We start from the raw sequence: 25094 nt of genomic DNA, 5'->3' as shown, positions 1-25094 counted from the left end.
TACATGTTTATTGATGGATGCAAAAAATTAGTTTTTCCATAAATCTACTGGATCCCGTTAGAGGTTTCAGTAGACTTGATCCATTGCTTGTCCTGGTCGCTGATATCCACCGTTGCGTAACGTTGAATACGGTTGATTGCCATTTCATCCAATAAATCTACAAAGTTCTTGTATGTAGAGCCATCATCTGCTTTGATAATGACAACCACATCTTCTGGTTCTCCTTTATAGTTACGTAACCTTGCCACTTCATCACGCTTTTTGATGATCACATCGCGGATGCCGCTGGTATTTGAGAACGTAGTTGCTTTAAAGAAGTCCGGGTTACTGGAGGCATTGGGGTCTTGCGCCAATCCCTCGTAGTAGTAAACCTGGTCTTTCTTACCTAAGAGGATCGTGAGGGCAGTACTCTCTTTCACTTTGTTCTGCTCTTCCTCCTTCTCCGTTTCCTTAGGCATGATCAGATCCATGGTCTTGGGCTTAGACATCGTAGTAGTCAACATGAAGAAGGTAATCAGGAGAAAACCCAGATCCACCATCGGAGTCATGTCAACACGAGTCGAAAGTTTCTTCGATTTCGTCCCTTTGTCATGTTTCCCGCCACCCTTACTACTGGTATCCATTTCGGCCATGGTAGCAATTTTTTAGTGTTTTGAATATTTTTTACTACTGCTTGTTCTGTTCCTGTTGCTCAAAAATAGCAGCAGCAGAACCAGCCGGTTTAGCCTCAAGGTTGGTTACCAGGTTCAGTTTCTGGATCTTCTTCTCTTTGAAGGTGTCCAGGATCCTCTTGATAACCGGATAAGGCGTATCATTATCTGCCTTTATACAGTATTTCAGCTTGTTGGCGTTACCTACAGTGGCAACCTGCGCTGAACGGGCATAATCGATCCAGATAGCGAGTTCATTATTGGTAGAATCCATGGGAATACCTGTTTCCGCTTTTGAATTCTTCCGCTCGTCAGCCGTCATATCCAGTACCTTTTTCAGGTTCTTGAAGTCTGTACCAACGCTTGAACCTACCATGAAGTTCCGGATTTCTTTATCCTCCAGGCCCAACTTGAAATTTGTATTCAGGTCTTCTATGAGCTGCTTTCTCTTAGGCTGGCCGTCCATACTGAAAAACACTCTGCCATCCTTGTCAACTGTTAAAAGTATCACATCGGAATCCGGCAGTAATTGTGTGTTGATAGAAGACGGAGTAACCACAGCCACCGGTTCGTCCGGTTTGAACTTGGTCGCCAGCATGAAGAAAGTCAGCAACAGGAAGGCCACATCACACATCGCAGTCATGTCGATGAGTGTGCTTTTCCTGGGCATTTTTATCTTTGGCATCTTTACTCCTTTTTTTGGTTCACTTAATTAGATTCAATCCTGCGCTAATTCCACAATATAATTTACGAATTATTTGTGGTTAGCAGCGAATGATTGTGTCAAAGTAAAGCCAGATTCGTCAATAGCGTAAGTGATGCTATCGATATTGGTAGTAAAGTAGTTGTACATGATGATCGCTACAGCGGAAGTACCGATACCTAAAGCCGTGTTAATCAATGCTTCAGAGATACCAAGTGCCAGCTGTGCAGAATCCGGAGCACCTGTGTTGGACATAGACGCGAACGCCTTGATCATCCCCAATACCGTACCGAACAGACCCAACAGGGTAGCCACAGAAGCGATAGTTGACAGGAATACCAGGTTTTTCTCCATCATTGGCAGTTCCAATGCTGTAGTTTCCTCGATTTCATTCTTAATGGTCAGGATCTTTTGATCAGTATCCAGCTCTGTATTGCTGATCATTTCCTTGTACTTCTTCAGACCAGCTTTCAGAACGTTACCAACTGAACCTTTTTGTTTGTCGCACTCAGCCAAAGCCGCGTCAACATTCTTGTTAGCCAGGTGATATTGTACTTTACGTACCAGCTCAGAACCGCTGAATTTACCTTTAGCTTTCGCCAGGTACAGGAAACGCTCGATTACGAAAGTCAGACAGATCAACAAGGTAGAGATCAGGATAGGCACAATAACACCACCTTTGTGTACAGTACCAAACCATTTGCCGATACCTGCTTCAACTGGGTGATTGTCCGGATTACCGCCTTGAAAGTTTGCGCTGTTTCCTAACACGAAAATGTAGAAGATGTACCCAATTGCGATACAAATAGGTACAGCGAGAATAGCGAATAAGTTAGACGACTTAGTCGCTTGATGAGAAGTTTTGGCAGCAGCTGCAGTCACAGTTGTTTTAGTCTCAGCCATGTTGATTGAATTTTAGTGTTAAAGATTAAACTGTTTGTTTGTTAGTAATTAAGATTTAGATCATTATTTTCAAAACATCACAATAAGCGGCTAATAATCAGTGATTCACAAAGTTATAAGCCTTACTCAAAAAAACAAGTGCCACTCAAAAATTTAACTATCTACACAAAAGCCCTATCCGTAGAGCCTTTCCAATCTACACATTTTTTGAGCAAACACTTTAAATAAACAAAAAAGATAATGTTGTTCTTACCGTCCTACCCCACCTTTGCCGCTTAAAAACGGAATCGATTGATATTTTTCAAAGTTGGACGCACAATTTAAGAAAAAATTCAAATGTTCCAACAGAAATTTTAAAACTTCACTTTTCCGCTATCAGCTTCATTAACAGCACGGTCTCCCACAGCAATTTACCCCTTTTTCTTTCCGTTCTTACTGCTTTTCTCTCTTTTATGGATTTTGTTCTTTTATATAGACGGTTATCCTTTTCTTTGCCCCCATCTATAATCTGTTTAAATCAAATAAACCAACATCTCAAATGCATTTACAACCCAGAATGACCGCTGTCCTGGCAGGTATGATGTGCGCAACCTGTTTGCTCACAACCGCCCCGGCAGAGGCGCAGCGTAAGAAAAAAGAGAGCACTCCCGTACCTGCAGCCACTCCCGCAAAAGACACTACAGCCCGCCCCCCTATGATGGGACCCGGCGCTCCTAAACCAGGACCTAAAAAGTTCTCCGAAGTGATCACGCCAAAGGCCAAAGCTGACTCCGGCATGTTCAATGTCTATAAACTGGACGATAAGTTCTTCGTGGAAATACCTGACAGGCTCCTCGGAAGAGACATCCTGGTGGTAAACCGCATTTCCAAATCAGCCGCAGACACACGCGTGGGCATGATGGGCTTCGGCGGAGACCAGATCAATGAAAATGTGATCCGCTTCGAAAAAGGACCCAACAACCGCATCTTCCTTAAAAATATCTCTTTCTCAGAAAGATCTAAGGATTCTACCCAACCAATGTTCAATTCAGTAATGAATTCCAACATTCAGCCCATTGCCGCGTCTTTCGATATCAAAGCTTTTTCTAAAGACAACAACGGCTCTGTACTTGATTTTACAGATTATATCAACAGCGATAACGATATCCTCTATTTCGACGGCGGTCTGAAATCCGCGCTGAAACTGGGTATGCCTCAGTCTGACAAATCCTACATCCAGGATGTTCGCTCCTATCCTGAGAACCTGGAGATCAAAACTGTTAAAACTTACACCAAAAGCGGCGGCCCCTCCGGCCCTGGTATGCCTCCTGCTCCAGGTGGCAACGCCACCCTGGAACTGAACAGCTCCCTGGTAATGTTACCTGCTGTTCCCATGCAACCACGCTATTTTGATCCCCGTGTTGGTTACTTCGCTACCAGCGTTACTGACTTTGATGCTGATCCCCAGGGCGTAAAAAGACTTTCTATGATCACCCGCTGGCGCCTTGAGCCTAAGGAGGAAGACATGGAGAAGTTCCGCAAAGGCGAACTGGTAGAACCAAAGAAACAGATCGTATTCTATATCGACCCTGCTACCCCCGCCAAATGGCGTAAATACCTGATCCAGGGGGTGAACGACTGGCAGGGCGCTTTCGAGCAGGCTGGTTTCAAAAACGCGATCGTAGCTAAAATGGCCCCCACTCCACAGGAAGATTCTACCTGGAGCCTGGAAGATGCCCGTTATTCCGCTATCGTATACAAACCCTCTGAAGTTCCTAACGCCAGCGGCCCTCACGTACACGATCCCCGTTCCGGTGAAATACTGGAAAGCCATATCAACTGGTACCATAACGTAATGCGCCTGCTGCGTAACTGGTATTTCATCCAGGCCGCTCCTAACGACGACCGCGCACGTAAAATGCAGTTTGATGATGAATTGATGGGCGAACTGATCCGCTTTGTATCTTCTCACGAAGTAGGTCACACTTTAGGTCTCCGCCACAACTTCGGCTCCAGCTCTGCTTACCCGGTTGAAAAACTGCGTGATAAAGAATGGGTGAAGAAGAACGGTCACGCCGCTTCTATCATGGACTATGCACGTTTTAACTACATCGCACAGCCTGGAGACGGTATCACCGGTGCAGACCTCTATCCCCGTATTAATTTCTACGATAAATGGGCCATCGAATGGGGTTACAAACTGATCCCCGGTACAGATGCTGATTCAGAAAAGAAAACCCTGAACCAGTGGACCATCAACCGCCTGCAGGACAAGAAATTCTGGTTCGGTACAGAAAGCAATCCCGACGACCCACGTTCTCAGAACGAAGACCTTGGCGATGATGCCATGAAAGCCAGCGCCTATGGTATTAAGAACCTGCAGCGCATTGTTCCTAACCTCATGGCCTGGACCCGCCAGGAAGGAGAAGGATATAGTAACCTGGATGAATTGTACAAAGAAGTATACGGCCAGTATTTCCGCTACATGGGCCACGTTGCCAAAAACATCGGCGGGATCTACGAAACGCCTAAGACGGTAGAACAAAGCGGTGCCATCTATGAGTTTGTGCCTAAAGCCAAACAAAAAGAAGCCGTGCAGTTCTTACAGGCTAACCTCTTCACCACCCCAACATGGCTGGTGAACAAGGATATCTACAGCCGCATTAAGGCCAGCCCTGTTACTACTATCCAGTCTATGCAGGAATCTGCCCTCAGCCGTTTACTGAGCACCAACACGCTCCTGAAAATGCTGAATGCTGAAGCCGTAGAAAACAACACCTATACCGTTACGGAATACATGAACGACCTGAAAAAAGGTATTTTCAGCGAGATCTATACCCGTAAACCAATAGACATCTACAGAAGGAACCTGCAAAAAGCATACATCACCAGCCTCACGAACCTCCTGAAAGCTCCGGAAGTACCGGCTGGCCTGCCTGCTGCCTTTGCATCTATGTTCCCGAACCCAACTAAAACAGACGTTACCAGCGTTGCCCGTGCAACCCTCGTACCATTGCGTACAGAGATCCGTAACGCAGCTGCCGGCGCAGCAGACAATCTGAGCCGTTATCACCTGCAGGACCTCGCTGAACGTATCAGCGTAGCCCTGGACCCTAAATAACCATCAGACACCAGGAATAAAAAGAAGCCGCCCGGGTATCCCAGGCGGCTTCTTTGTTATAGAAAGGTTATAGGAAGGTTATGGCAAGGAATGCTTGACATAGGCTCAACATAGGGTCAGTGTTCTCCTCACATAGGCTCAGATCAGAACCATTTCCCGTTTGCCGGGTAACTCCTGTGCCCCGGAATGTTATTAACAATAAAAGCGATCAACAGCAGGATAAACACCCCGGATGCTACAGGGCTCAGCACATACAGAAAACCCAAAGCCCGGATCTTGGCACTCCCCGCCACTGCCAGTAAAGCCGTAGCCCCTCCCGGCGGATGTACCGTTTTGGTCACCTGCATCACCACAATGGAGCAGGAAACCGCCAAAGCCCCTGCCAGCCATTCATATTCCGGCCAGGGTATCAGCATACAGATACTCACCCCCGTAACAGCACTCAGTATATGCCCTCCTATCAGGTTCCGGGGCTGGGCCAGCGGACTTTGGGTATGCCCGTAGATCAGCACCGCAGATGCTCCGAAAGAACCCAACACAAAGAGGTTATCCCTTACCGGCAGGTAATATTGATTCAAAAAGCCGATCAGCCCTACACCCAGGAAAGCCCCCAGGAAAGACCACGCGATATCCTTTTTATCCACCAGCGTTTCCCGGTAGATCACATACCGGGCAATCCGGTAAGTTCTCTTGATGCGATGTTTCATTTGCCTGCAAAAGTAGCGCCTATGAATAAAATTTCTTAATATCGTCCCTAAATCCACGGCCAAAATTGAAAGATCGTCAGAATACAAATAAAATTACCATCTACGACATAGCCCAGGCCCTTAACCTGAGCGCCTCTACTGTTTCGAGAGCATTGCAGAATAACCCGCTGATCAATGAGGAAACCAGGTCTAAAGTGCAGGGAATGGCTACGGAAATGGGATATGTGCCCAATTGGATAGCCTCCAGTCTTCGTAAAAAACGCTCTAACATTATAGGCCTGATCGTTCCGCGTACCAGCATGTACTTTCAGAGTACGGCCATCAGCGGCATCCAGCACGAAGCCCATAAATATGGTTTCAGCATCGTGATCGGGCAGTCAGACGAAACAGTGGCCATGGAAAAAGAACTGGTGCATACCTTCTTCTCCCTGCGGGTGGATGGCTTGCTGGCAGTATCTTCTATGTTCACTATCAACTTTGACCATTTTTCTCCATTTATCAAAAACAATATTCCACTGGTATTCTATGACCGCGTACCTACGGATTTTCCAGGGTACAGCATTACCGGTGACGATTTTAAAGGAGGTTTCCTGGCCACCGAACACCTGATCAAACAAGGATGCAAACGCATCGCTCATTTCTCCGGGGTTCTGACCTGCAACCTTTACCAGCAAAGGCTGGCCGGCTATAAGGCCGCGCTCGCCAGGTACAAGATCCCTTACGACGAATCCCTCATCCACGTACATAACCTTACACTGGATGCAGCGGGTGAAGCTGCCCGGCAGATCTTTGCCAGCGGAAATATCCCCGACGGGATGTTCTCTGCCAACGATACCTCCGCCGTAGCCTTCATCCAGGAAGCGCGTAAAGTAGGCATCAAAGTACCGGAACAGGTAAAAGTAGTGGGCTACTCCAACGACCTTTCTTCCCGTATCATCAGCCCCTCTCTTACCACTATTGAGCAATCAGGGTATAAAATGGGAGAAAAAGCAGTAGAAACGCTGGTGCAGCTAATTAACTACGACGAGAAGATCAAGGTCACAAAAAATTTCGTGTTCGAGGTTGAATTGATACAACGGGAATCCTCTATGATTTGACCATCTATAAAACCTACAGCTTTATGAAAATTAAACACTTTCTGATGGCCATCCCTATGCTGGCTATTATTTCATGTAACAGGGATATTTATGTTCCCAATCAGGTGAATGCTCCATTACTGAAAGAAAAGAACGAATTCAAAGCCAACCTTTCCCTTTCCAACTGGCAGGCAGCTTACGCTGTTTCTGACAATATTGCCATCATGGTGAACGGGCAATATGTTTCACGCGCTTTCTGGTTCGACAATGATGACAATGATAACAATGATGATCTGTTTGTAGACAAGAACACACGCGGAGGCCTTCTTGAAGGCGGTGTGGGCTTCTTCAAAGCCCTGGACACCAAACAGCGCGCCGTATTTGACGTGTATGCAGGTTACGGAAATGGTGCTTTCAAAACACTGGAAGGTGCTTACAGCTCAGCTCCCTCCGGCACTTCCAAACTTGATTACCAGTTGCGTACTCAGTTCCACAAGTTCTTTGTACAACCCAGCTTTGGCCTATCGCATAAAGTAGTGGAAGCGGCTTTCACTCCACGCTTTTCCATTGTTAAATTCTATAATCAAACAATGGGAACAAAAGCTTTCGAAAACGATACACAACGCCGCGATAATTTTTTGCGCCTGGGCGATAAGGCAGTGCCATTCTTTGAGCCGGCCTTTACAGTTCGCGTAGGATACCGTTACGTTAAATTCCATGCACAGCTGATGTTCTCTGTGCCGATGAATGATGAAACCTATAGTGGTTACGATGTGAATGATTACTTCCAGCCGGTATCTTTTCAAACCGGGGTATCATTGAACTTCGGAGATTGGGTGAAGAAATCAGGGAAAAGATAAATAAAAAAGAAAAGGCGCTTTGTTTTGAAGCGCCTTTTTATCTTTAAGAAAAACCCAATACTATGAAACAGCTCTTTTTCGCGGCGACCATTTTGTGTTGTTCCCAGCCCTTGTTGGCCCAGAATAATTACCCGGCTTCCGGCAATGTTGGTATCGGAACAAATAACCCACAAACAGCTTTACAGATCGGCGAACAGTTCATTAACAATGAAAACAATGTATTAACCTTCCCTGGTGTGTATAATTTTGAGAAATTGCATTTAGGGCAGGGAGGCAACGGAAGTAATTTCATCGAATTCATTAATCATGCCAGCCTCACGCATTCGTACAGCGCAAAAATGGGTACTAATGTAGACCGGTTTGGCAATGGCCTTTATATACAGGTGGCCCCCGCTGCCAGTTCTCATGGCGCTTTGGTATATGGAGACAACCCCGGCATATTCATTAATGCCTCAAACCAGGTAGCCATTGGCACCAATAACACCGCAGGTTACAAACTCGCAGTGGCAGGGAATATGATAGCTACGAAGGTAAAAGTGAAAGCACAGAACAACTGGCCGGATTTTGTTTTCGAACCCTTATATAAATTGCCCTCGCTGCAAGAGCTGGAATCCTTTATCAAAGAGAACAAACATCTTCCAGATATGCCCTCTGCCAAAGAAGTGAGTGAACAGGGAATTGATCTGGGAGAGAATCAGGCAAAACTGCTGCAGAAAATAGAAGAGCTTACCTTGTACATCATTGATCAGAATAAGAAACTGGAAGCAGTGCAGCAGCAACTAAAAGATTTACAGCACAAAAAATAACAAAAGAGGGTGTATCAGGTTGATACACCCTCTTTTGTTCGGTACCTAATGGGAATGCTCTATCATGTATGCAATCCTAAGGGCTATGATTTTCTTTTCTTATACTTTTATCTTAATAACCGCCGCATGTTTCAGCGGTACCGAAGGCATCTTCACCTCTATCATTCCATCCACTTCTTTCCAGCTCACTTTTCCTTTTCCACCCAGCAATTCCATCTTAGTACCTTTTTTCAAAGTAACACCACCAAAGCGGATCACAGCGGGCAGGCTTTCATTTTCATCCAGCAGATAGATCGCGTACAGCGTTCCGTCTTTCTTTTGGGTGAAACATACTTTCCCGTCTTTATAAGGAGCCACGGAACGTGTACCGTAAATAGCATCGCCATTCACATTCATCCACTGGCCGATGCTATCCAGTTTCCTGTATGCTTCATCATGCCATTTGCCATCCGGGCCGGGGCCGATATTCAGCAGGTAGTTACCTCCCTTTGCCACAATATCCACGAGGTTATGGATGAGCACGTTCACACGTTTGTATTGATCATTGGGAACATAAGACCAGGAGCCGCCCATGGTCATGCAGGTTTCCCATGGATAATCCAGCGGCTTTTCAGGAATAGATTGTTCCGGTGTGCGATAGTTCTCATAAGGCCCATGCACACTACGGTCTACTACAATAAGGCCGGGCTGGTGTTTACGTGCCATGCTGGCAATTGCCGGCATATTGATATCCTGGTCCTGCGGAGGTGTTTTGCTCCAGGAGAGGGATTCTTTTGTTTGCATGCTCAACGGCCGGACCCACCCCCCATCTAACCAAAGGATCTCTACTTTACCATAACCCGTCATCAGCTCTTCGATCTGCTTGTAAGTGAAATCACTGAACTGTTTCCAAAGCTCCGGGTACTTGCTGATCTCATAACTGGGATTACGGTCTTTTGGCGGGAAGTAAGACCACCAGTAGGAATTCACATGCCAGTCCGGTTTAGAGAAATAAGCACCGATGTGAATACCTTCCTTGCGGAATGCATTAAATGTTTCCTTTGTTACATCTGCGCGGGGATCTTTGCTGAAGGGAACATTGGGTGCAGTGATCTTGTAATCTGATTGTTTAGTATCAAACATGTTGAAACCATCGTGGTGTTTGGTAGTGAACACCATGTACTTCATCCCCGCTCTTTTAGCTGCTGCGGCCCATTTGGCAGGATCAAAGCTCACCGGGTTGAAAGTATTGGGCAGGGCCTCATACTTTTGTTTGTATTCGTAATAGGGAATACCGGCTGGTTTACGCTGCGTCCAGCCTTCATCTTCAGGGCAAAGGCTCCAGGATTCCACGATGCCCCATTGGGAATAAGTGCCCCAGTGCATCATTAATCCGAACTTCCAGTCCTGCCACTGGTCCAGTTTTTCCAGAACGGCGGGATCTGTTTCTTTTACATACGGCTCATGCTGAGCCTGGGAAATAAGGCCTGCCAGGAGAAGGCAGCCTGTTAAGAAAGTTTTCTTCATTGTTTCACTGTTTATTCTTTACACGCATTGCCCAGGTGCATGATGCGTAATTGTTCTCTTACTGTAGCCGCCGTTAATGTTGTTCTTACCTGGACCGTCTTTTCGCCTGTTGGTAACAGATCAAAATAATTATCTGAGAAATGCGCGGTATCATCCTTTTCCAGCATCAGGCAAACATTCCTTGCCAGTTGCCCCGTTGTGTTCAATCTTATACTGATCACCCCGTTGTTTTCAGTGACATCTGTAGTGATCACTGCTTTGGGCAAGGGCATTTGTTTAGCCGGAACAAAGTAAAACACATTCTCTGTAAGGAACTTGTGGTTAGTTAACAGTTTAGTATACAATATTACCCTTGAGCTGTCTGCTCCCTTCAGGAGATCTGCTATGTCAATGCTGTGTTCCACTGCGCTGGAATTGGCTTTTATTTTAACCGGGCTGCTTTTCTGCCAGATCACTTTACCTTCCAGGTCCATCAGTTGGAGTTCCAGCTGCAGGGAGGCATCTTCCAACCCATCATTTACCACATAGGTCCTGATCTTTCCTTCTTCTTTCACCGTACTGATCAGTACCGGTTCGTATGCCTTCTTCACAAAGTAATGCATGGCCTTCCAGCGTCCGTAATAATCGATCCCGCTCCAGGAGGCGCCCGGCCAGCAATCATTGAGCTGCCAGTATAAAGAGCCCATACAGAAGGGCATAGCCCTGCGGTGTGCTTCCATGCCTGTTTTCATCCCTTCTGCCTGTAATACCTGGCTGAGATAAAGGAAGGAAGGGAAGTCCTTCGGCTCTTTATAGTAGTGGTCCATATACGTTTTAATAGCTGCATTGCCCCGTGTAAAGCTTTTCTGGTGGGATTGCATTACGTAGGAATTGATATCCCACTGCGAAGGATCTGCGTATTTGCGAACGGTATGGATATCCGGGAAAGACTGAAAACCATATTCACTCATAAACCGCGGCACATGGGTGTTAAATGCTTCAAACCATTCCATCCCATGCCATACGCCCCAGTAGTGATTATCGCCATGGCGGAAATCTTCGGCTTTTCCCCAGTTGCTGATGGGTGAAGAAGGGAAATAAAAACGCCCCGGGTCCAGTGTTTTCACTTCATCCCGTAACAGTTTTCCAAATAAGGTATCATATCCTTTCAGTAATTCCATCCATTGGGCATCGGAGTAAGCATACCCATCTTTCCAACCCCAGTTCTTGATGGCTACGGCAATTTCATTATTGCCGCACCAGAGTGCCAATGAAGGATGATTACGCAAGCGGGTGATATTATAATGCGTTTCTTCTTTTACCTGTTGGAGGAAGTTTTTATCTGAAGGATAGAAAGTGCAGGCAAACATAAAATCCTGCCACACCAGTATGCCCTGTTCATCTGCGAGATCATAGAACTGATCGTTTTCATAGATCCCGCCACCCCATACACGTACCATGTTAAAGTTCGCTTCCTTCATATCCTTAAAGAGCTGAACATACCGCTCCGGCGTTACGCGCGGAAGGAAATTATCGGAAGGAATATAATTGGCCCCCTTCATGAAAACGGGATGCCCGTTCACTTTCACGAAGAAACTGGTGCCCATGTTATCTGCTTCGTTCACTACTTCTATGGTACGTAAACCAATACGTTGCTGTTTTGTTTGCAGCGTATCTTTTCCACTCATCACTGCTATGGATACAGGATATAATTTCTGTGCGCCTAATCCGTTAGGCCACCAGCGTTGTGGTTTTTCTATCACAAAAGGAATGGTCACCTGCTGTTTACCGGCTGCCAGTTTTTTACTGAGTTGTTTCGTTTCAAAATCTCCTTTCACCAGCAGTGTATAAATTCCTTCCTGTTGAACATCCAGTGTAAGCGTGGCATCCAATGTTGCCTGTTCATCTGTGAGCTGCTGCTGGCGGATCCAGGCATCCCGGAGGTTTACTTTGTTCCAGGTTTTGAGATAGATGGGCCGCCAGATGCCGCTGGTCACAAGGCGTGGCCCCCAGTCCCATCCGTAATGGTAAGGTGCTTTACGGGCATGCACACTTAATGGAATGTCACTGGCATCGTTGCCTGCGGGATAGACCAGCCTGTCCTGCAAAAACTTTGGCATATCCTGCGCAATGGGACTGTGAAATAAGATGCGCAGCTGATTGTTGCCCGGCTTTAAGTATTTTTTTATGGGCAATTCCTTTCCCACGAACATGTTCATGGCTTTTCCGATCAGCACATTGTTCAGGTAGATGTCTGCGTAAGTGTCCAGCCCGGTAAATTCAAGTGAGGCCATATCAGCCGTGGGTGCGGAGAAATTGCAACGGTATTCCCAATCCTTTTTATCTATCCATTGTACGCCTTTTTCATTGGCGCCCTGGAAAGGATCGGGGATCAGTTTGTGGAAAAGCAGGTCTGTATGCACCGTTCCCGGCACTTTGGCTGTTCTCCATACGTTCTCGTCCAAACGACGGAATTCCCATCCGGTGTTCAGTGCTGTCTTCTTTTGTGCCAATGCCGGTATTGGCAGGACCACCAGTAACAGGCCCCATAGTAATCTCCCCATAATCTTAAATTTAACGATCTTTGCAGTAATGAAAAGCATCTGGCGCCAGATATTGGAATATCTCTACATCCGCAAGCGGGACAAGTCCCAGGTGGCGAACACCAACACCAAACTCATGCATGGCATGAACAGGATCTCGATCATTATGTTCCTGATCGCGATCATTATCATTATTATTAAATTGATCAGGCGGTAAACTGCGGGAAGTAGTTATTACCGCACAAAGCCTACAATTGCCTCCGCAGCCTTGCGGGAAGCAGTGCCATCACCCAGGAGGGTCCACAGCACGGAGTAATCCGCTTTCATTTGCTGCTGGCGGGCTTCGTCTTTCAGCAAAAGCGTTAATTCTTTCAGGAGATTTTCTTCCGTGAGATCATGCTGGATCAGCTCTTTCACAACAGGCTTATCCATGATCAGGTTCACGAGGGAGATGTATTTTACTTTGATCAGGTATTTGGCGAAGAAATAAGATACGGGGCTGCCTTTATAACAAACCACTTCCGGCACGCCGAACAAAGCAGTTTCCAAAGTAGCCGTACCGGATGTTACCAATGCAGCAGAGGCTTGCAACAAAAGCGGATAGGTTTGCCCTTTTACCACGGATACATTCGGGTAGGCGCTGGTAAATCCTTTGATAAAACTATCTTCCAGGCTGGGCGCCTGTGCCATGATAAACTGGTATTCCGGAAAATACCGCGCCATAGACAGCATTACAGGCAGCTTTTCTTTCACTTCCTGTTTACGGCTGCCGGGCAATAAAGCAATCACGGGTTTATCTGAGAAACGGGGTGAAGAAGGAGCCTCCTTCGCAGCTTTCACTACTTCTATCAAAGGGTGCCCCACATATTCCACTTCAAAATCCCATTTACGGTAGAAGTCTTTTTCAAATGGCAGGATCACCAGCATTTTGTCCACAGTTTCCCTGATCTTTTTCACGCGGCCTTCTTTCCAGGCCCAGACCTGCGGACTGATGTAATATACCACTTTGAGGCCCTGCTGTTTTGCCCATTCGGCAATACGGAGGTTAAAGCCGGGATAATCTATTAATACGAGTACATCCGGCTGATAGGCCAGGATATCTTTCTTACAGATGTCGAGGTTCTTAAAAATAGTGCGCAGGTTCATCACCACTTCAATAAAGCCCATGAAGGCCAGGTCGCGGTAATGTTTTACTACAGTGGCGCCTGCCTGTTCCATCATATCACCTCCCCAGCAACGGATATCAGCAGTTGTATCCAACTGTTTGATCTGTTTGATAAGGTTGCTTCCATGCAGGTCTCCGGAGGCTTCGCCAGCTATGATGTAGTACTTCACTAAATTATTTTAAGCAGCAAGATAACGATTGCGTATAACAATGTGATCAGGAAAATACCCCTTGCTGTGAGGTCAAGGCGTACACGGGTATACAGGTAGAAGACGATACCATTTGCCAGCAGGCAGATGCTGATCACCTTTGGGATCAGGTGTTTGTTGTTCTTCAGCATAACGAGGAACTCACCTATTCCAAGGTCCCGGGGCAGGAAGACCGCTAAATAGTATATGAAAAAGGCTACCGCGGGGGTCAGTAAGCCCAGCAGAATACCCAGCGATAGTTTGTCTTGTTTTAACATGTTCATAGGATTATTGCATCAGAAGCTCCATTCAGCTTCCAGTTTTTTCTTGAGTCGGTAATCAGTCAGATCAAACTGCACCGGTACAATAGACGTGTAACCGTTTTCCAATGCCCATACATCTGTATCTTCCCCTGTATCCTGGTTCTTGAATTCGCCTGTGAGCCAGTAATACTTTTTACCGGTAGGGTCACGGCGTTCATCAAACTCCTCTACCCATTTGGCATTTGCCTGACGGCTCATGCGGATGCCTTTGTATTGGTTGGCGTCCACATCCGGGATATTCACATTGAACAGGGTATGCGGTGGCAGTACTGTTCCCAGCATCTTCTTCGTTACTATTTCTGCTACCTGTTTGCAGGTGCTCATATCTGCATCGTAAGAATAATTAAGGTAAGAAAACCCTACAGACGGAATACCTTCTATAGCTGCTTCCATAGCCGCAGACATTGTACCGGAATAAATGATGTTGATAGAGTGATTAGCGCCATGGTTGATGCCGCTTACACAAAGGTCCGGCGTACGGTCAAGGATCTTGTCCCTTGCCAGCTTCACACAATCCACCGGCGTACCGGAACAGGTCCATGCTTCAATTCCGTCAAAGATCTTCACTTCACTCAGGCGTAAAGGAAATCCCAGTGTAATCGCATGCCCTTTGCCCGATTGCGGGCTGTCCGGCGCTACCACTACTACTTTACCAAGCGGCTGCACGGCTTCGATCAATGTACGTATGCCCGGCGACGTTATGCCGTCGTCATTAGTGACCAGTATAAGCTTCTCCTTCTTCACCTTTTTACTTTTATCAGCAAATTTACAATTCCTTCTCTAGAGATCTGCTTTCTTAATTTTCCTCCAGGAAAGGAAGTTGAACAGCGCGATGTAGAACAGGGCAATGAGTACGTATTGTGTATCAGATGGCGGGGTATGACCTTGCTGAGCCAGCTTGCGTGCAAAATTGGATAAACCCGGTATCAGCCTGTCCGTACTTTCCAATGGCAGAAATGCTCCCATATGGCGTACTACTTTATAATCCAGGATCCCGGCAATCACAAATTCACCCACATATGCATACATTATATAAATGCCAATAGCGATACCGGCCCTTTTCATATAAACACCCAGGAAGAAAGCCAGTGAGAGGTAAGCTAAGCTTTGTACAAACGCGTAGAAGATATAGATCATATTTTCTGAAGCATCTCCTGTTCCGTTCTTCAACCCAAAGATAAGTGCCGTCACTACTATCAGCAATGTAATAAAGAGCGTAGTGGTGATCAGCACACCAAATTTTGCAGCAATATACTGGTCCCGGCTCCAGCCATCAATGATGTTTTGCCGGACAGTGCGGAAGTTATTCTCATTGGTCAGGAAGATGATCAGCATAATGCCCATTACAGGTGTTACCATGCTGGCTACCCATGCAGTAGTATCCCATACTCTCGGAAAAGCAAAAGGGGAGCCCAGTAATAAGCTCACTTCCTTGGTTTGAGAAACGAAGCTCTCAATCGCAATATTTAACAGCGGTACTCCAACGAAAAATAAGATGGTGAGTATCCAGAAGGTGCGGTAGGCCTTTACCTTCATCCACTCTATATTCAACAGTTGTATCATGATCGTGATCAGTTATTGGTTAATTCCATGAAGCGCGCTTCCAGGCTCTTCCGTTTAGTGGCCAGGTAATTCAGGGTGATGCCCTGCTCAAAACAGATCTGGTTGATCTGCTCTGCTGTTTTGCTTTCTGTAAACATTACCTGGAAGGTACCGTTATAGCGGCGGATGGATTTAACACCCGGCAATGCATTCAATACATCCTCCAGCCTGGTAAGGTCTGCTGCACCTAACTCCACCATGTCTTCGTTGGCCAGTACTTCATCCACATGCCCGGTAGTGAGCAGATCTCCTTTCTTTAAGATCGCTACGTGGTTACATACCTTTTCAACTTCGTCCAGCATGTGGCTCGCCATGATCACGGTAGTACCCTGTGTTCCCAACTGGCGGATCAGGTCCCTGATCTCTGCAATACCTGCAGGGTCCAGGCCATTGGTAGGTTCATCCAGCAGCAGTACTTCCGGTTTTCCCAGCAAAGCATTGGCAATGGCCAGTCTTTGTTTCATACCCAGGGAAAAGGTGCTGAACTTGGAATCCTTTCTTTCCCAGAGGTTGGCGATCCTCAGCACACGTTCAATATCATCTGCACCACGGCCTTTAATAGCCGCCGTGATCTGAAGATTACGTACTGCTGAATAATAGTGGTAGAAGTTAGGAGTTTCTAACAAACTGCCGATCCGCTTGCGCTGATCGTGATGGGTGGATTGTCCAAACCAGCTGTAGGTACCGGAGTTGGCTTTCAGAACATCCATGATGATGCCTAATAAAGTGGTTTTGCCACTGCCGTTAGGCCCCAGGATGCCAAAAACACTACCCGCAGGCACATCAAAGGAAACTCCTTTTAATGCCTGAATAGGGCCATAGTTCTTGTAGATCTGGTGCAGGGACAGGATTTGCGTATTTTCCAATTTGGTTTATATTATAATTAATGCAATATATAACTAATTCCTGAGTGGTTTGCCTGTTTTGAGCATACTTTGCAATCTTTCAAGGGTTTTGCGCTCTCCGCAAAGGCTCAGAAAAGCCTCTCTTTCCAGGTCCAGCAAGTATTGTTCGCTTACAAGTGAAGCTTCTGTTAAATCTCCGCCGCACATCACATAAGCCAGCTTCTGGGCAATCTTTACATCGTAATCGGAGATGTAGTTCCCGGTCTTCATACCGTTGATACCAGCCAGCATAGCACCCAGGGCCGAACGGCCCAGTACTTTGACATCTGTTCTTTCAACGGGGCGGGTATAACCAGCATCTGCCAGTTCTATCGCTTTTTCCTTGGCATCTGCAATAACACGGCTCAGGTTCAGGCTCACACTGTCAATCCCCTGCCTTAAAATACCCAGCTCTATTGCTTCCTGTGCAGAAGTGGCCACCTTTGCCTGCCCTATGAGCAGGAACTTATCCTGGAGTACAACGTTTTCTACCAATCCTTCCTTGTATTCGTCTGAAGCGCGGAGGGTCATTTCTTTGGTGCCACCGCCGCCGGGGATCAGGCCTACGCCCAATTCCACAAGGCCAATATAGGTTTCGGCAGCTGCCTGCACTTTATCTGCATGCATGCTCATTTCGCAGCCACCGCCTAAGGTAAGGCCGTGTGGCGCAACAACCACGGGAATGGAAGAATAGCGGATGCGCATGGTGCTTTTCTGGAAGAGGCGGATGGCCATATCCAGTTCATCATATTCCTGCTCTGCCGCCAGCATGAAGATCATGCCCACATTGGCACCTGCAGAGAAATTAGTACCGTCGTTACCGATCACGAGTCCGCGGAAGTCTTTTTCCGCGCGGTCGATGGCTTTATGTAATCCTTCCAGCACTTCTCCGCCAATGGAATTCATTTTCGTTTTCCATTCAATGTTCAGGATACCATCGCCCAGGTCGTAGAGATTGCAGGCGCTGTTCTTCCACACAACGTTACCCGCATAGTTTTCAAGGATGATGAAACTATCCGAGCCGGGAATTTGCTTGTAGCCTTTGGAGGCCAGGTCGTAATAATATTTTTTACCGTTCTCTATTTTGTAGAACTGCTTCACACCGGCTGCCAGCATCTCTCCTACCCAGGGTGCCACTGTCAGTCCTTTATCTGTTACGTTTTTGGCACCTGCTTCTACTCCCAGCAGGTCCCAGGTTTCAAATGCGCCTATCTCCCAGCCGAAACCAGCTTTCATGGCATCATCCACTTTGTAGAGATCGTCTGCTATTTCAGGGACGCGGTTGGAGATATAGGAAAACAGGTAGGCATGGAAAAGCTGGTAGAATTGCCCGGCTTTATCTGATGCACCTGCCAGTACTTTGATCCGTTGCTTCAGGTCCTCAATAGGTTTGGCTGCTTCTATGCTGGCAAACTTCGCTTTTTGTTTGGGACCGTATTCCATGGTCTGGAGGTTCAGCGTAAGGATCTCCTTACCACCTTCTCCTTTTGTTTTTTTGTAGAAGCCCTGCCCCGTTTTATCGCCCAGCCAGTTGTTCTCCACCACTTTTTGCAGGAATGGCGGGATCTCCATGATCTTGCGCGCTTCGTCATTCGGACAATTATCCGCCACTCCTTTGGCTACCTTCACAAGGGTATCTATGCCTACCACATCCGCTGTGCGGAAAGTAGCGGATTTAGGTCTTCCTATCACGGGGCCGGTCAGCGCATCTACTTCATCTATTCCCAATCCCATTTCCTGCATGATGTGGAAAATGGCCATGATGGAAAATACGCCAACGCGGTTGGCGATGAAAGCGGGTGTGTCTTTACAGAGTACGGTGGTCTTTCCGAGATAGAGGTCGCCATAATGTAACAGGAAATCTACGATGGCGGGATCTGTATGGGGAGTGGGTATGATCTCCAGCAAACGCAGGTAGCGCGGAGGGTTGAAGAAGTGTGTACCGCAGAAGTGTTTCTTAAAATCTTCGCTCCGGCCTTCCGCCATCAGGTGAATGGGAATGCCGGATGTATTGGAAGTGATCAGGGTACCGGGTTTCCGGAATTGTTCCACCTGTTCGAATACTTTCTTTTTGATGTCCAGGTTCTCTACCACTACTTCTATCACCCAGTCACAATCGGCAATGCCTTTCATGTTATCGGTAAAGTTACCGGTAGTGATGAGGTGGGCGGCAGATTTGGTAAAAAGCGGGGAAGGATTGGATTTGATGGCTGCCTGCAACGCATCATTCACAATCCGGTTCTTTACGGCCGGGTGCTCTACCGTTAATCCTTTGGCCTTTTCAGCGTCGTTGGGTTCTTTCGGCGCTATATCCAGCAACAATACTTTTACACCTATTCCGGCAAAGTGACAGGCAATCCGGGAGCCCATCACACCGGAACCGAGCACAGCTATTTTATTGATCCTTCTTTGCATGTTTTCCAGCTTTTGATCCCTGAATTTAGCATTTTTTGCGTAGGTACAGTGGAAGGAATGCTGGTTTATACATAAAAAAAGCGCACTGGTACAAAACAGTGCGCTTTATATTTTCAAATAATTAAGATCAACTCACGCCACTCCCCGGCGCCACGGCATCCGCAGGGTTCACAAAAACCAAACGCCCGTCCTTATCTTCCGCCATGAGGATCATCCCCTGGCTTTCAATACCTTTCATCTTCCGCGGGGCCAGGTTAGCTACCAGCGTTACCTGTTTACCAACTATTGCCTCCGGTGTATAATGCATGGCAATGCCAGACACTACGGTACGTTGTTCTGTACCCAGGTCTATGGTGAGTTTCAGTAATTTATCTGCTTTTGCTACTTTTTCCGCTGCGATGATCGTTCCTACTTTCAGTTCCAGCTTCGCAAAATCATCGTATTGGATTTCAGGTTTTTTCTCAGGAACAGGTGCTGCAACCGGAGCAGGCTGTGCCTGTGCAGCAGCAGACTGCTTTAACCCTGCATGCAATTTATCTACCTGTGCTTTCACCTGGTCATCTTCCACCTTCTTAAACAGCAATTCAGGGGCACGCAGGGAATATCCCACACTCACCAGTTTCATGCTGCCGGCATTTTCCCATTCCAGTATCCTGTCCACCACTTTCAGCATATGGCAGATCTTCTGCGATGTGAAAGGCAGGAAAGGATTGATGAAGATCGCCAGGTTAGCGGTTAACTGCAGGCAAACGTGCAGGCAGTTATCGATCTTTTCCTGGTTGGCTGCCTGTAGCTCAGGCGTTTTTGCCAGGATCCAGGGTTGTTTTTCCTGTAAATAACGGTTCCCTTCCCGCGCCACGTTCATCACTTCATTCAGTGCGTCGCGGAAACGGAAGTTCTCGATGGAATCGGAGATCTTAACTTTCGCTTCCTGCAGCATTGCATAGATGGCATCGTCTGCTGCATCTTTTACGCTGGCATGCATAGCGGGTACTTTTCCGCCGCAGAGTTTGTGCATCAGCACCATGGTGCGGTTCACAAAGTTGCCGAAGTTAGCTACCAGCTCATTGTTATTGCGGTCCTGGAAATCTTTCCAGGTAAAGTCGTTGTCCTTTGTTTCCGGTGCAGTAGTGCAAAGCACGTAGCGCAGGATATCCTGCTGATCAGGGAAATCCCTGATATAATCATGTACCCATACAGCCCAGTTGCGGGAAGTGGATACTTTTTCTCCTTCAATGTTCAGGAACTCGTTGGCAGGTACATTGTCCGGCACCACAAATCCGCCATGCGCCCTGAGCATCGCAGGGAAAATGATACAGTGAAATACAATGTTATCCTTACCAATGAAATGGATCAGGCGGGTATCTTCTTTACACCAGTAATCTGCCCATTGATCTGTGAGTTCTTTGGTGGCAGAAATATAACCGATCGGTGCATCAAACCATACATACAGTACTTTTCCTTCTGCATCTTTCAATGGCACTTTGATCCCCCAGTTACTGTCTCTCGTCATGGCCCTGCTTTGCAGGCCACTGTCCAGCCAGCTTTTACACTGGCCATATACGTTATTTTTCCATTCCTTATGCCCTTCAATGATGTATTCTTTCAGCCAGGGTTCATAATTTTGGAGGGGCATGTACCAGTGTTTGGTTTTCCTTTTCACGGGTACGGCATCGCTGAGTGCGGAACGTGGATTGATCAGTTCATCCGGGCTGAGGGAAGTACCGCAGCGTTCACACTGGTCGCCATATGCTTTATCGTTACCGCAATTAGGGCAGGTTCCGATAATATAGCGGTCTGCCAGGAACACCTGTTTTATTTCATCGAAGTATTGTTCGGATTCCTTTTCTTCAAAAAGGCCGTCGTTATACATTTTTGAAAAGAAGTCAGCGGCGGTCTGGTGATGTACCTGGTTGGAGGTACGGGAAAATATATCGAAAGAGATGCCCATGGCATCAAAACTTTCCTTGATAACTGCGTGGTATTTGTCTACAATGTCCTGTGGATTTACGTTCTCCTGCATGGCTTTGATGGTAATGGGAACGCCATGTTCATCCGTACCGCAGACGAATTTTACGTCTGTTTTCTTAGCCCTTAAATACCGGACGTAAATGTCAGCCGGGAGATAACATCCCGCCAGGTGCCCGATATGAACGGGACCATTTGCGTATGGTAAGGCGGCTGTAACCAGGTATCTGTTAAAATGTTTCATATTGCTTATATCCTTCCGGGAATTATCTTTACTTTGACCGGGTAGTATGTTAATCTATACAACCTTCCTGAATCAGCAAAGGTAAACTAAAGCGCATTAGAATGATCAAAATTCCCCCCTATCTGAAAAAAGGCGACCTGATAGGTATCACCTGCCCCAGTAGTAAAATGGAACTCTTCGCCGCCGAGTACGCCGCCAGTGTTATTGAATCCTGGGGATTCAGGGTACACCTGGGCATTACCGTAGGTACCAGCTTCCACAATTTCTCCGCGCCGGATGAATTACGGCTGGAAGAATTACAGGATATGATGGACGATAAAGAAATGAAAGCCATCATATTCGGACGCGGCGGATATGGTATGATCTGTATCCTGGACCGCCTGAATTTTTCCCGTTTCCGCAAACACCCCAAATGGCTTTGTGGCTACAGTGATATCACTGCGCTCCATGCACACCTGTACCAGCGTTACAACATTGCCAGCGTTCATTCCACCATGTGCAGCGGCATTACCCTCTCCACCCGGGACAATATTTATGTGAACAGCCTCCGGGAAACGCTCATGGGCAAACGTAGTCAATATTCCTGCAGTCCTCACGCAATGAACCGGGAAGGCAAGGCAAAAGGCCCCCTGGTAGGTGGCAATCTTTCCCTGCTGGCCAATATCTCCGGTTCCAAAAGCCAGGTGGATACAAAAGGGAAGATCCTGGTGCTGGAAGATATCGGTGAATACCGTTATAACGTGGACCGCATGATGTATAACCTTAAAAGGGCCGGCTGGCTGGATAAGCTCGCCGGGCTGGTGATCGGTTCTTTCACGGATGCCCGGGAAATGGATACCCCTTTCGGCCAAACGGAATACGAGATCATCAACAACCTGGTGAAGGAGTTTGATTACCCGGTTTGCTTTAATTTCCCGGTAGGCCACCAGGAACAAAATTTTGCACTGAAATTAGGGGTGGAGCATGAATTGAAAGTGGGAGGGAAAGAAGTGAAGCTGAAGTCTGCGGAGTGAATTTAAACCCTACTGCTTTAACACAGAATCCAGCTTGGCGTGGAACAGCGGATAGTCGTTCAGGTTATTATGCCGCCCGCCTTTGATGGTAACAAATTCATCCCCTTTCTTAAAAAATTCCTCCAGTTTTTTCCCGGACCCATAGGGCACCGTGTTATCATTGGTACCATGAAAAATGGTAATGGGCGCGGTGACCTTGGGAAGGAATTCATTAGTAGGCAATTTATAGTCCAGCATCATCCCCACCGGGTAAATAGGCGCGGAAGAAGAGGCCACATCCTCCAGGTTATAATAGGGCGTTTCCAGGATCAGCCTTTTGCAATCCCTTACAGAAGCCAGCTGTGCGGCAATCCCAGTTCCAATAGATCTCCCGTACAACACAATCTGCCAGGGCGCAAAACGGGCACGGGCTACCTTGTACATCAGCAAGGCATCCTCATACAAAGCGGCTTCCGTTAATTCCCCCGTACTTTTCCCGAACTCCCGGTAATCCAATATCAGCACATCATAACCATTGCGGGTAAAATTGGGCATCAGCTGCGCATACCTGTTGATATTTTTCGCATTGCCGTGAAAATACAGCACCATGCCCCTGGCACGGCCGGAAGTTTTGAACAGCACCGCGCTGAGTTTCACTTTCTTATTAACAGGAATGAGTATTTCCTGGAAAGGGATATCGAATTTATACTGATAGTTAGCCGGCAGCACTTCAGGATGAAAGAGCAATTTATCCTGCACGAAATACAAAGCAATACCTCCCACGAGATACAGGCCGATGGCCCATATCGCGAATTTCTTAAAGTACTTCTTCATGTTCAGTTTATCCATATGCCCTTTCTTTATTCCTGCAGGATGTCCCTGATAAATGCGTGATATTCAGGGAATGATGGCAGATTGTTATGCCTTCCGCCTTCTATTCTGATGAGTGTGATCCTGCGCGGGTTCAGCTTTTGCAAATGCTCGCTGTGGCGGATAGGGATCAGCATGTCTTTCGTGCCATGTATAATGTATGTGTGGCATTTTACTTTTTTGATCCAGAGGTCTGTTCTCAGGTGATACCTTAAAACCCAGCGCAAGGGCAGGATGGGTAAGAACCTTTTCACCACCCGGGCAAAACTGTAGTACGGCGCATCCAGGATCAGGTAGCGCGGTGTATTATCACTGGCCAGCCTGGTGGCAAAACCGCTTCCGATACTGCGGCCATATACAAGGATATGATCTTCAGGATGCCGGGCACGGAGTGTATCGTATACAAACTGTGAATCGTTGAGCAGATCTGTTTCTGTTCGTTTGCCCGTACTTTTCCCAAAGCCCCGGTAGTCTACCATCAGTACATCATACCCGTAACGCGTAAAATCTTTTGCATATTTCCCCCAGCCTTTAATACTGCGGGAGTTACCATGGAAGTACAGGAGGATACCTTTCGGTTTTCCAACTTTAAAATGTAATCCATTGATACGCACGCCGGGTGCTACTTCAAAGAACAATTCCTCAAAAGGCTGATCGTACCTGAACTCAAAATCAGGCCGCAGCTTTTCCGGTTTAAAAATAAACCGCTCCTGTATGAGGTAAGCCAGTATCATCAACAGGATGTAACCCGCAATGATGTATATGATGGTAGGAGACATGCTTAATCTTCCACATCCGGCACAATTTCAAGCCCATACTCGTCTGCCGTGAACAAACCTCTCTCTTTCACTGCCGCAACAGCGGCACGGTCCGGATACAGGTCGTTCAGCTCAAATTTCTGGTGCAGGTAATTGAAGGTCTGGATCTTGCCTGCAAGACCGGGAACACCTGCCAGGTATTTGATGATCTCATTCACGATCAGTAATGCTGTAGCCCCATGCGTAGAACCCAGGGCACCGGCATCAAAATTCCTGAAATCATCCACCAGCATTTCGCCGCAACGGTAAGAAGCAGAACGCTCTCCGCTATCCTGCATCATATTAAAACCTCCCCACCAGGCGATCCAGTTATGCACTTCTGCCACTACAAAAGGTTTATCCGTTTGCAGGCAGGCATCATTCACGATCTGGTGTGTGGCTCGGTGCTGCGAACAATCCACGATCAGATCGAAACCTTCAAAGATCTGTTTAGCGTTTTCAGGTTTTACCTGTAAGAGGAAAGGGTAATGTTTGTTCCAGGGATTGAGGGAGAATAATCTGCTGGCGGCCATCTTTGCTTTGTGTTTGCGAAGGTCCTGCATGTTATACAAAGGCTGGCGGTGCAGGTCTTCTTCCAGGATCACACCATAGTCTGCGATACCGATCACGCCAACGCCCGCTGCGCTGAGGTATTGCATCACCGGGCTGCCCAGCCCTCCTGCGCCGATCACCAGGATACGGGCAGTTTTTAATTTCTCCTGCATATTGATACCCATACCAGGTACGGCAATGGGATGCTTATATCTTGACAATTCTTTTTCTGACAGCATTGTTTCTTTTACTCTTACAAAG

Annotated in this window: 23 protein-coding genes; 7 read left to right on the top strand and 16 right to left on the bottom strand. The window is 47.0% G+C overall.

From position 1 onward, the window contains the following. Nucleotides 1-44 precede the first annotated feature (44 nt). The 3 genes from BUR42_RS25770 to BUR42_RS25760 all read right to left on the bottom strand — a co-directional run bounded on the left by BUR42_RS25770 (nt 45) and on the right by BUR42_RS25760 (nt 2124). Nucleotides 45-623, bottom strand: coding sequence for an ExbD/TolR family protein (locus BUR42_RS25770; protein ID WP_262488020.1), 579 nt, complete (start codon nt 621-623; stop codon nt 45-47). A 43-nt stretch (nt 624-666) separates the two neighbouring features. Further along, nucleotides 667-1335: an ExbD/TolR family protein gene (locus BUR42_RS25765; protein ID WP_074242429.1), complete on the bottom strand. Its 669-nt coding sequence runs from the start codon at nt 1333-1335 to the stop codon at nt 667-669. A 69-nt stretch (nt 1336-1404) separates the two neighbouring features. Next, complete coding sequence (locus tag BUR42_RS25760; protein WP_234979808.1) at nt 1405-2124, bottom strand: MotA/TolQ/ExbB proton channel family protein; 720 nt, start codon at nt 2122-2124, stop codon at nt 1405-1407. A 670-nt stretch (nt 2125-2794) separates the two neighbouring features. Between BUR42_RS25760 and BUR42_RS25755 the strand changes: the two genes are divergently transcribed. Further along, a complete protein-coding gene (locus tag BUR42_RS25755) occupies nt 2795-5356 on the top strand; it encodes a zinc-dependent metalloprotease (protein ID WP_143197581.1) in 2562 nt (853 codons plus the stop codon). A gap of 143 nt (nt 5357-5499) precedes the next feature. On the opposite strand, the gene BUR42_RS25750 is transcribed toward BUR42_RS25755, so the two are convergent. Beyond that, nucleotides 5500-6063, bottom strand: coding sequence for an HPP family protein (locus tag BUR42_RS25750; RefSeq protein WP_074242427.1), 564 nt, complete (start codon nt 6061-6063; stop codon nt 5500-5502). Between the two features lie 65 nt (nt 6064-6128). Between BUR42_RS25750 and BUR42_RS25745 the strand changes: the two genes are divergently transcribed. The 3 genes from BUR42_RS25745 (at nt 6129) to BUR42_RS25735 (ending at nt 8805) form a co-directional block, all read left to right on the top strand. Continuing rightward, nucleotides 6129-7160 (top strand): LacI family DNA-binding transcriptional regulator, encoded by a 1032-nt coding sequence (locus BUR42_RS25745; RefSeq protein WP_074242426.1) that lies wholly within the window; start codon nt 6129-6131, stop codon nt 7158-7160. Between the two features lie 23 nt (nt 7161-7183). Further along, the gene (locus tag BUR42_RS25740; protein ID WP_143197580.1) at nt 7184-7999 is read left to right on the top strand and encodes a hypothetical protein; all 816 of its coding nucleotides are present in this window, start codon (nt 7184-7186) and stop codon (nt 7997-7999) included. Between the two features lie 62 nt (nt 8000-8061). Continuing rightward, nucleotides 8062-8805 carry a hypothetical protein gene (locus tag BUR42_RS25735; protein WP_143197579.1) on the top strand — a complete coding sequence of 248 codons (744 nt, stop codon included), beginning with the start codon at nt 8062-8064 and terminating at the stop codon, nt 8803-8805. Nucleotides 8806-8904: 99 nt separating this feature from the next. Here BUR42_RS25735 and BUR42_RS25730 read toward each other — a convergent pair whose 3' ends face one another. Together BUR42_RS25730 and BUR42_RS25725 are read right to left on the bottom strand one after the other, a co-directional pair. Further along, on the bottom strand, nt 8905-10311 hold the full coding sequence (locus BUR42_RS25730; protein WP_074242423.1) for an alpha-L-fucosidase: 1407 nt from the start codon (nt 10309-10311) through the stop codon (nt 8905-8907). A gap of 11 nt (nt 10312-10322) precedes the next feature. Continuing rightward, nucleotides 10323-12854 (bottom strand): beta-mannosidase, encoded by a 2532-nt coding sequence (locus BUR42_RS25725; RefSeq protein ID WP_084185820.1) that lies wholly within the window; start codon nt 12852-12854, stop codon nt 10323-10325. Nucleotides 12855-12882: 28 nt separating this feature from the next. Between BUR42_RS25725 and BUR42_RS29910 the strand changes: the two genes are divergently transcribed. Then, nucleotides 12883-13050, top strand: a complete 168-nt coding sequence (locus BUR42_RS29910; protein ID WP_200798362.1) for a DUF6728 family protein — start codon at nt 12883-12885, stop codon at nt 13048-13050. 17 nt (nt 13051-13067) lie between these two features. Here the strand turns inward: BUR42_RS29910 and lpxB are convergent, their stop codons facing one another. The 6 genes from lpxB to BUR42_RS25695 are packed head-to-tail and all read right to left on the bottom strand — an operon-like array spanning nt 13068 to nt 19383. Further along, nucleotides 13068-14168, bottom strand: coding sequence for a lipid-A-disaccharide synthase (gene lpxB, locus BUR42_RS25720; RefSeq protein ID WP_074242422.1), 1101 nt, complete (start codon nt 14166-14168; stop codon nt 13068-13070). Continuing rightward, on the bottom strand, nt 14168-14464 hold the full coding sequence (locus BUR42_RS25715; RefSeq protein WP_143197578.1) for a hypothetical protein: 297 nt from the start codon (nt 14462-14464) through the stop codon (nt 14168-14170). Before BUR42_RS25715 ends, lpxB begins: the two co-directional genes overlap by 1 nt. 18 nt (nt 14465-14482) lie before the next feature. Next, on the bottom strand, nt 14483-15253 hold the full coding sequence (gene surE, locus BUR42_RS25710; RefSeq protein WP_074242420.1) for a 5'/3'-nucleotidase SurE: 771 nt from the start codon (nt 15251-15253) through the stop codon (nt 14483-14485). A 36-nt stretch (nt 15254-15289) separates the two neighbouring features. Further along, nucleotides 15290-16072 (bottom strand): ABC transporter permease subunit, encoded by a 783-nt coding sequence (locus BUR42_RS25705; RefSeq protein ID WP_074242419.1) that lies wholly within the window; start codon nt 16070-16072, stop codon nt 15290-15292. A gap of 8 nt (nt 16073-16080) precedes the next feature. Then, nucleotides 16081-16977, bottom strand: a complete 897-nt coding sequence (locus BUR42_RS25700) for an ABC transporter ATP-binding protein (protein ID WP_074242418.1) — start codon at nt 16975-16977, stop codon at nt 16081-16083. Nucleotides 16978-17010: 33 nt separating this feature from the next. Next, on the bottom strand, nt 17011-19383 hold the full coding sequence (locus BUR42_RS25695) for a 3-hydroxyacyl-CoA dehydrogenase/enoyl-CoA hydratase family protein (RefSeq protein WP_394333670.1): 2373 nt from the start codon (nt 19381-19383) through the stop codon (nt 17011-17013). Here BUR42_RS25695 and BUR42_RS30210 point away from each other — a divergent pair. Further along, nucleotides 19352-19426 (top strand): PEP-CTERM sorting domain-containing protein, encoded by a 75-nt coding sequence (locus BUR42_RS30210; RefSeq protein ID WP_394333669.1) that lies wholly within the window; start codon nt 19352-19354, stop codon nt 19424-19426. The two genes, BUR42_RS25695 and BUR42_RS30210, sit on opposite strands and share 32 nt — an antisense overlap. A gap of 111 nt (nt 19427-19537) precedes the next feature. Here the strand turns inward: BUR42_RS30210 and metG are convergent, their stop codons facing one another. Then, the gene (gene metG, locus BUR42_RS25690; RefSeq protein ID WP_074242416.1) at nt 19538-21622 is read right to left on the bottom strand and encodes a methionine--tRNA ligase; all 2085 of its coding nucleotides are present in this window, start codon (nt 21620-21622) and stop codon (nt 19538-19540) included. 101 nt (nt 21623-21723) lie between these two features. Between metG and BUR42_RS25685 the strand changes: the two genes are divergently transcribed. Next, a complete protein-coding gene (locus tag BUR42_RS25685; RefSeq protein ID WP_074242415.1) occupies nt 21724-22635 on the top strand; it encodes a S66 peptidase family protein in 912 nt (303 codons plus the stop codon). 9 nt (nt 22636-22644) lie between these two features. Here BUR42_RS25685 and BUR42_RS25680 read toward each other — a convergent pair whose 3' ends face one another. The 3 genes from BUR42_RS25680 to BUR42_RS25670 are packed head-to-tail and all read right to left on the bottom strand — an operon-like array spanning nt 22645 to nt 25072. Continuing rightward, nucleotides 22645-23463: an alpha/beta hydrolase gene (locus BUR42_RS25680; protein WP_084185819.1), complete on the bottom strand. Its 819-nt coding sequence runs from the start codon at nt 23461-23463 to the stop codon at nt 22645-22647. 11 nt (nt 23464-23474) lie between these two features. Then, nucleotides 23475-24263: an alpha/beta hydrolase gene (locus BUR42_RS25675; RefSeq protein ID WP_074242414.1), complete on the bottom strand. Its 789-nt coding sequence runs from the start codon at nt 24261-24263 to the stop codon at nt 23475-23477. Between the two features lie 2 nt (nt 24264-24265). After that, on the bottom strand, nt 24266-25072 hold the full coding sequence (locus tag BUR42_RS25670) for a HesA/MoeB/ThiF family protein (protein WP_074242413.1): 807 nt from the start codon (nt 25070-25072) through the stop codon (nt 24266-24268). Nucleotides 25073-25094 lie beyond the last annotated feature (22 nt).

The sequence above is a fragment of the Chitinophaga niabensis genome, assembly GCF_900129465.1.
Classification (GTDB): Bacteria; Bacteroidota; Bacteroidia; order Chitinophagales; family Chitinophagaceae; genus Chitinophaga; species Chitinophaga niabensis.
This window is presented reverse-complemented; position numbering and strand designations above follow the sequence as displayed.

What these genes read in the sequence shown, in the direction of transcription:
- BUR42_RS25735 (WP_143197579.1), top strand. Translation starts at nt 8,062, where the DNA reads ATGAAACAGCTCTTTTTCGCGGCGACCATTTTGTGTTGTTCCCAGCCC.
- BUR42_RS25770 (WP_262488020.1), bottom strand. Translation starts at nt 623, where the DNA reads ATGGATACCAGTAGTAAGGGTGGCGGGAAACATGACAAAGGGACGAAA.
- BUR42_RS25725 (WP_084185820.1), bottom strand. Translation starts at nt 12,854, where the DNA reads ATGGGGAGATTACTATGGGGCCTGTTACTGGTGGTCCTGCCAATACCG.
- BUR42_RS25730 (WP_074242423.1), bottom strand. Translation starts at nt 10,311, where the DNA reads ATGAAGAAAACTTTCTTAACAGGCTGCCTTCTCCTGGCAGGCCTTATT.
- BUR42_RS25675 (WP_074242414.1), bottom strand. Translation starts at nt 24,263, where the DNA reads ATGTCTCCTACCATCATATACATCATTGCGGGTTACATCCTGTTGATG.
- BUR42_RS25685 (WP_074242415.1), top strand. Translation starts at nt 21,724, where the DNA reads ATGATCAAAATTCCCCCCTATCTGAAAAAAGGCGACCTGATAGGTATC.
- BUR42_RS25705 (WP_074242419.1), bottom strand. Translation starts at nt 16,072, where the DNA reads ATGATACAACTGTTGAATATAGAGTGGATGAAGGTAAAGGCCTACCGC.
- BUR42_RS25715 (WP_143197578.1), bottom strand. Translation starts at nt 14,464, where the DNA reads ATGTTAAAACAAGACAAACTATCGCTGGGTATTCTGCTGGGCTTACTG.
- BUR42_RS25755 (WP_143197581.1), top strand. Translation starts at nt 2,795, where the DNA reads ATGCATTTACAACCCAGAATGACCGCTGTCCTGGCAGGTATGATGTGC.
- BUR42_RS25750 (WP_074242427.1), bottom strand. Translation starts at nt 6,063, where the DNA reads ATGAAACATCGCATCAAGAGAACTTACCGGATTGCCCGGTATGTGATC.
- BUR42_RS25670 (WP_074242413.1), bottom strand. Translation starts at nt 25,072, where the DNA reads ATGCTGTCAGAAAAAGAATTGTCAAGATATAAGCATCCCATTGCCGTA.
- BUR42_RS25765 (WP_074242429.1), bottom strand. Translation starts at nt 1,335, where the DNA reads ATGCCAAAGATAAAAATGCCCAGGAAAAGCACACTCATCGACATGACT.
- metG (WP_074242416.1), bottom strand. Translation starts at nt 21,622, where the DNA reads ATGAAACATTTTAACAGATACCTGGTTACAGCCGCCTTACCATACGCA.
- BUR42_RS29910 (WP_200798362.1), top strand. Translation starts at nt 12,883, where the DNA reads ATGAAAAGCATCTGGCGCCAGATATTGGAATATCTCTACATCCGCAAG.
- BUR42_RS25740 (WP_143197580.1), top strand. Translation starts at nt 7,184, where the DNA reads ATGAAAATTAAACACTTTCTGATGGCCATCCCTATGCTGGCTATTATT.
- BUR42_RS25680 (WP_084185819.1), bottom strand. Translation starts at nt 23,463, where the DNA reads ATGGATAAACTGAACATGAAGAAGTACTTTAAGAAATTCGCGATATGG.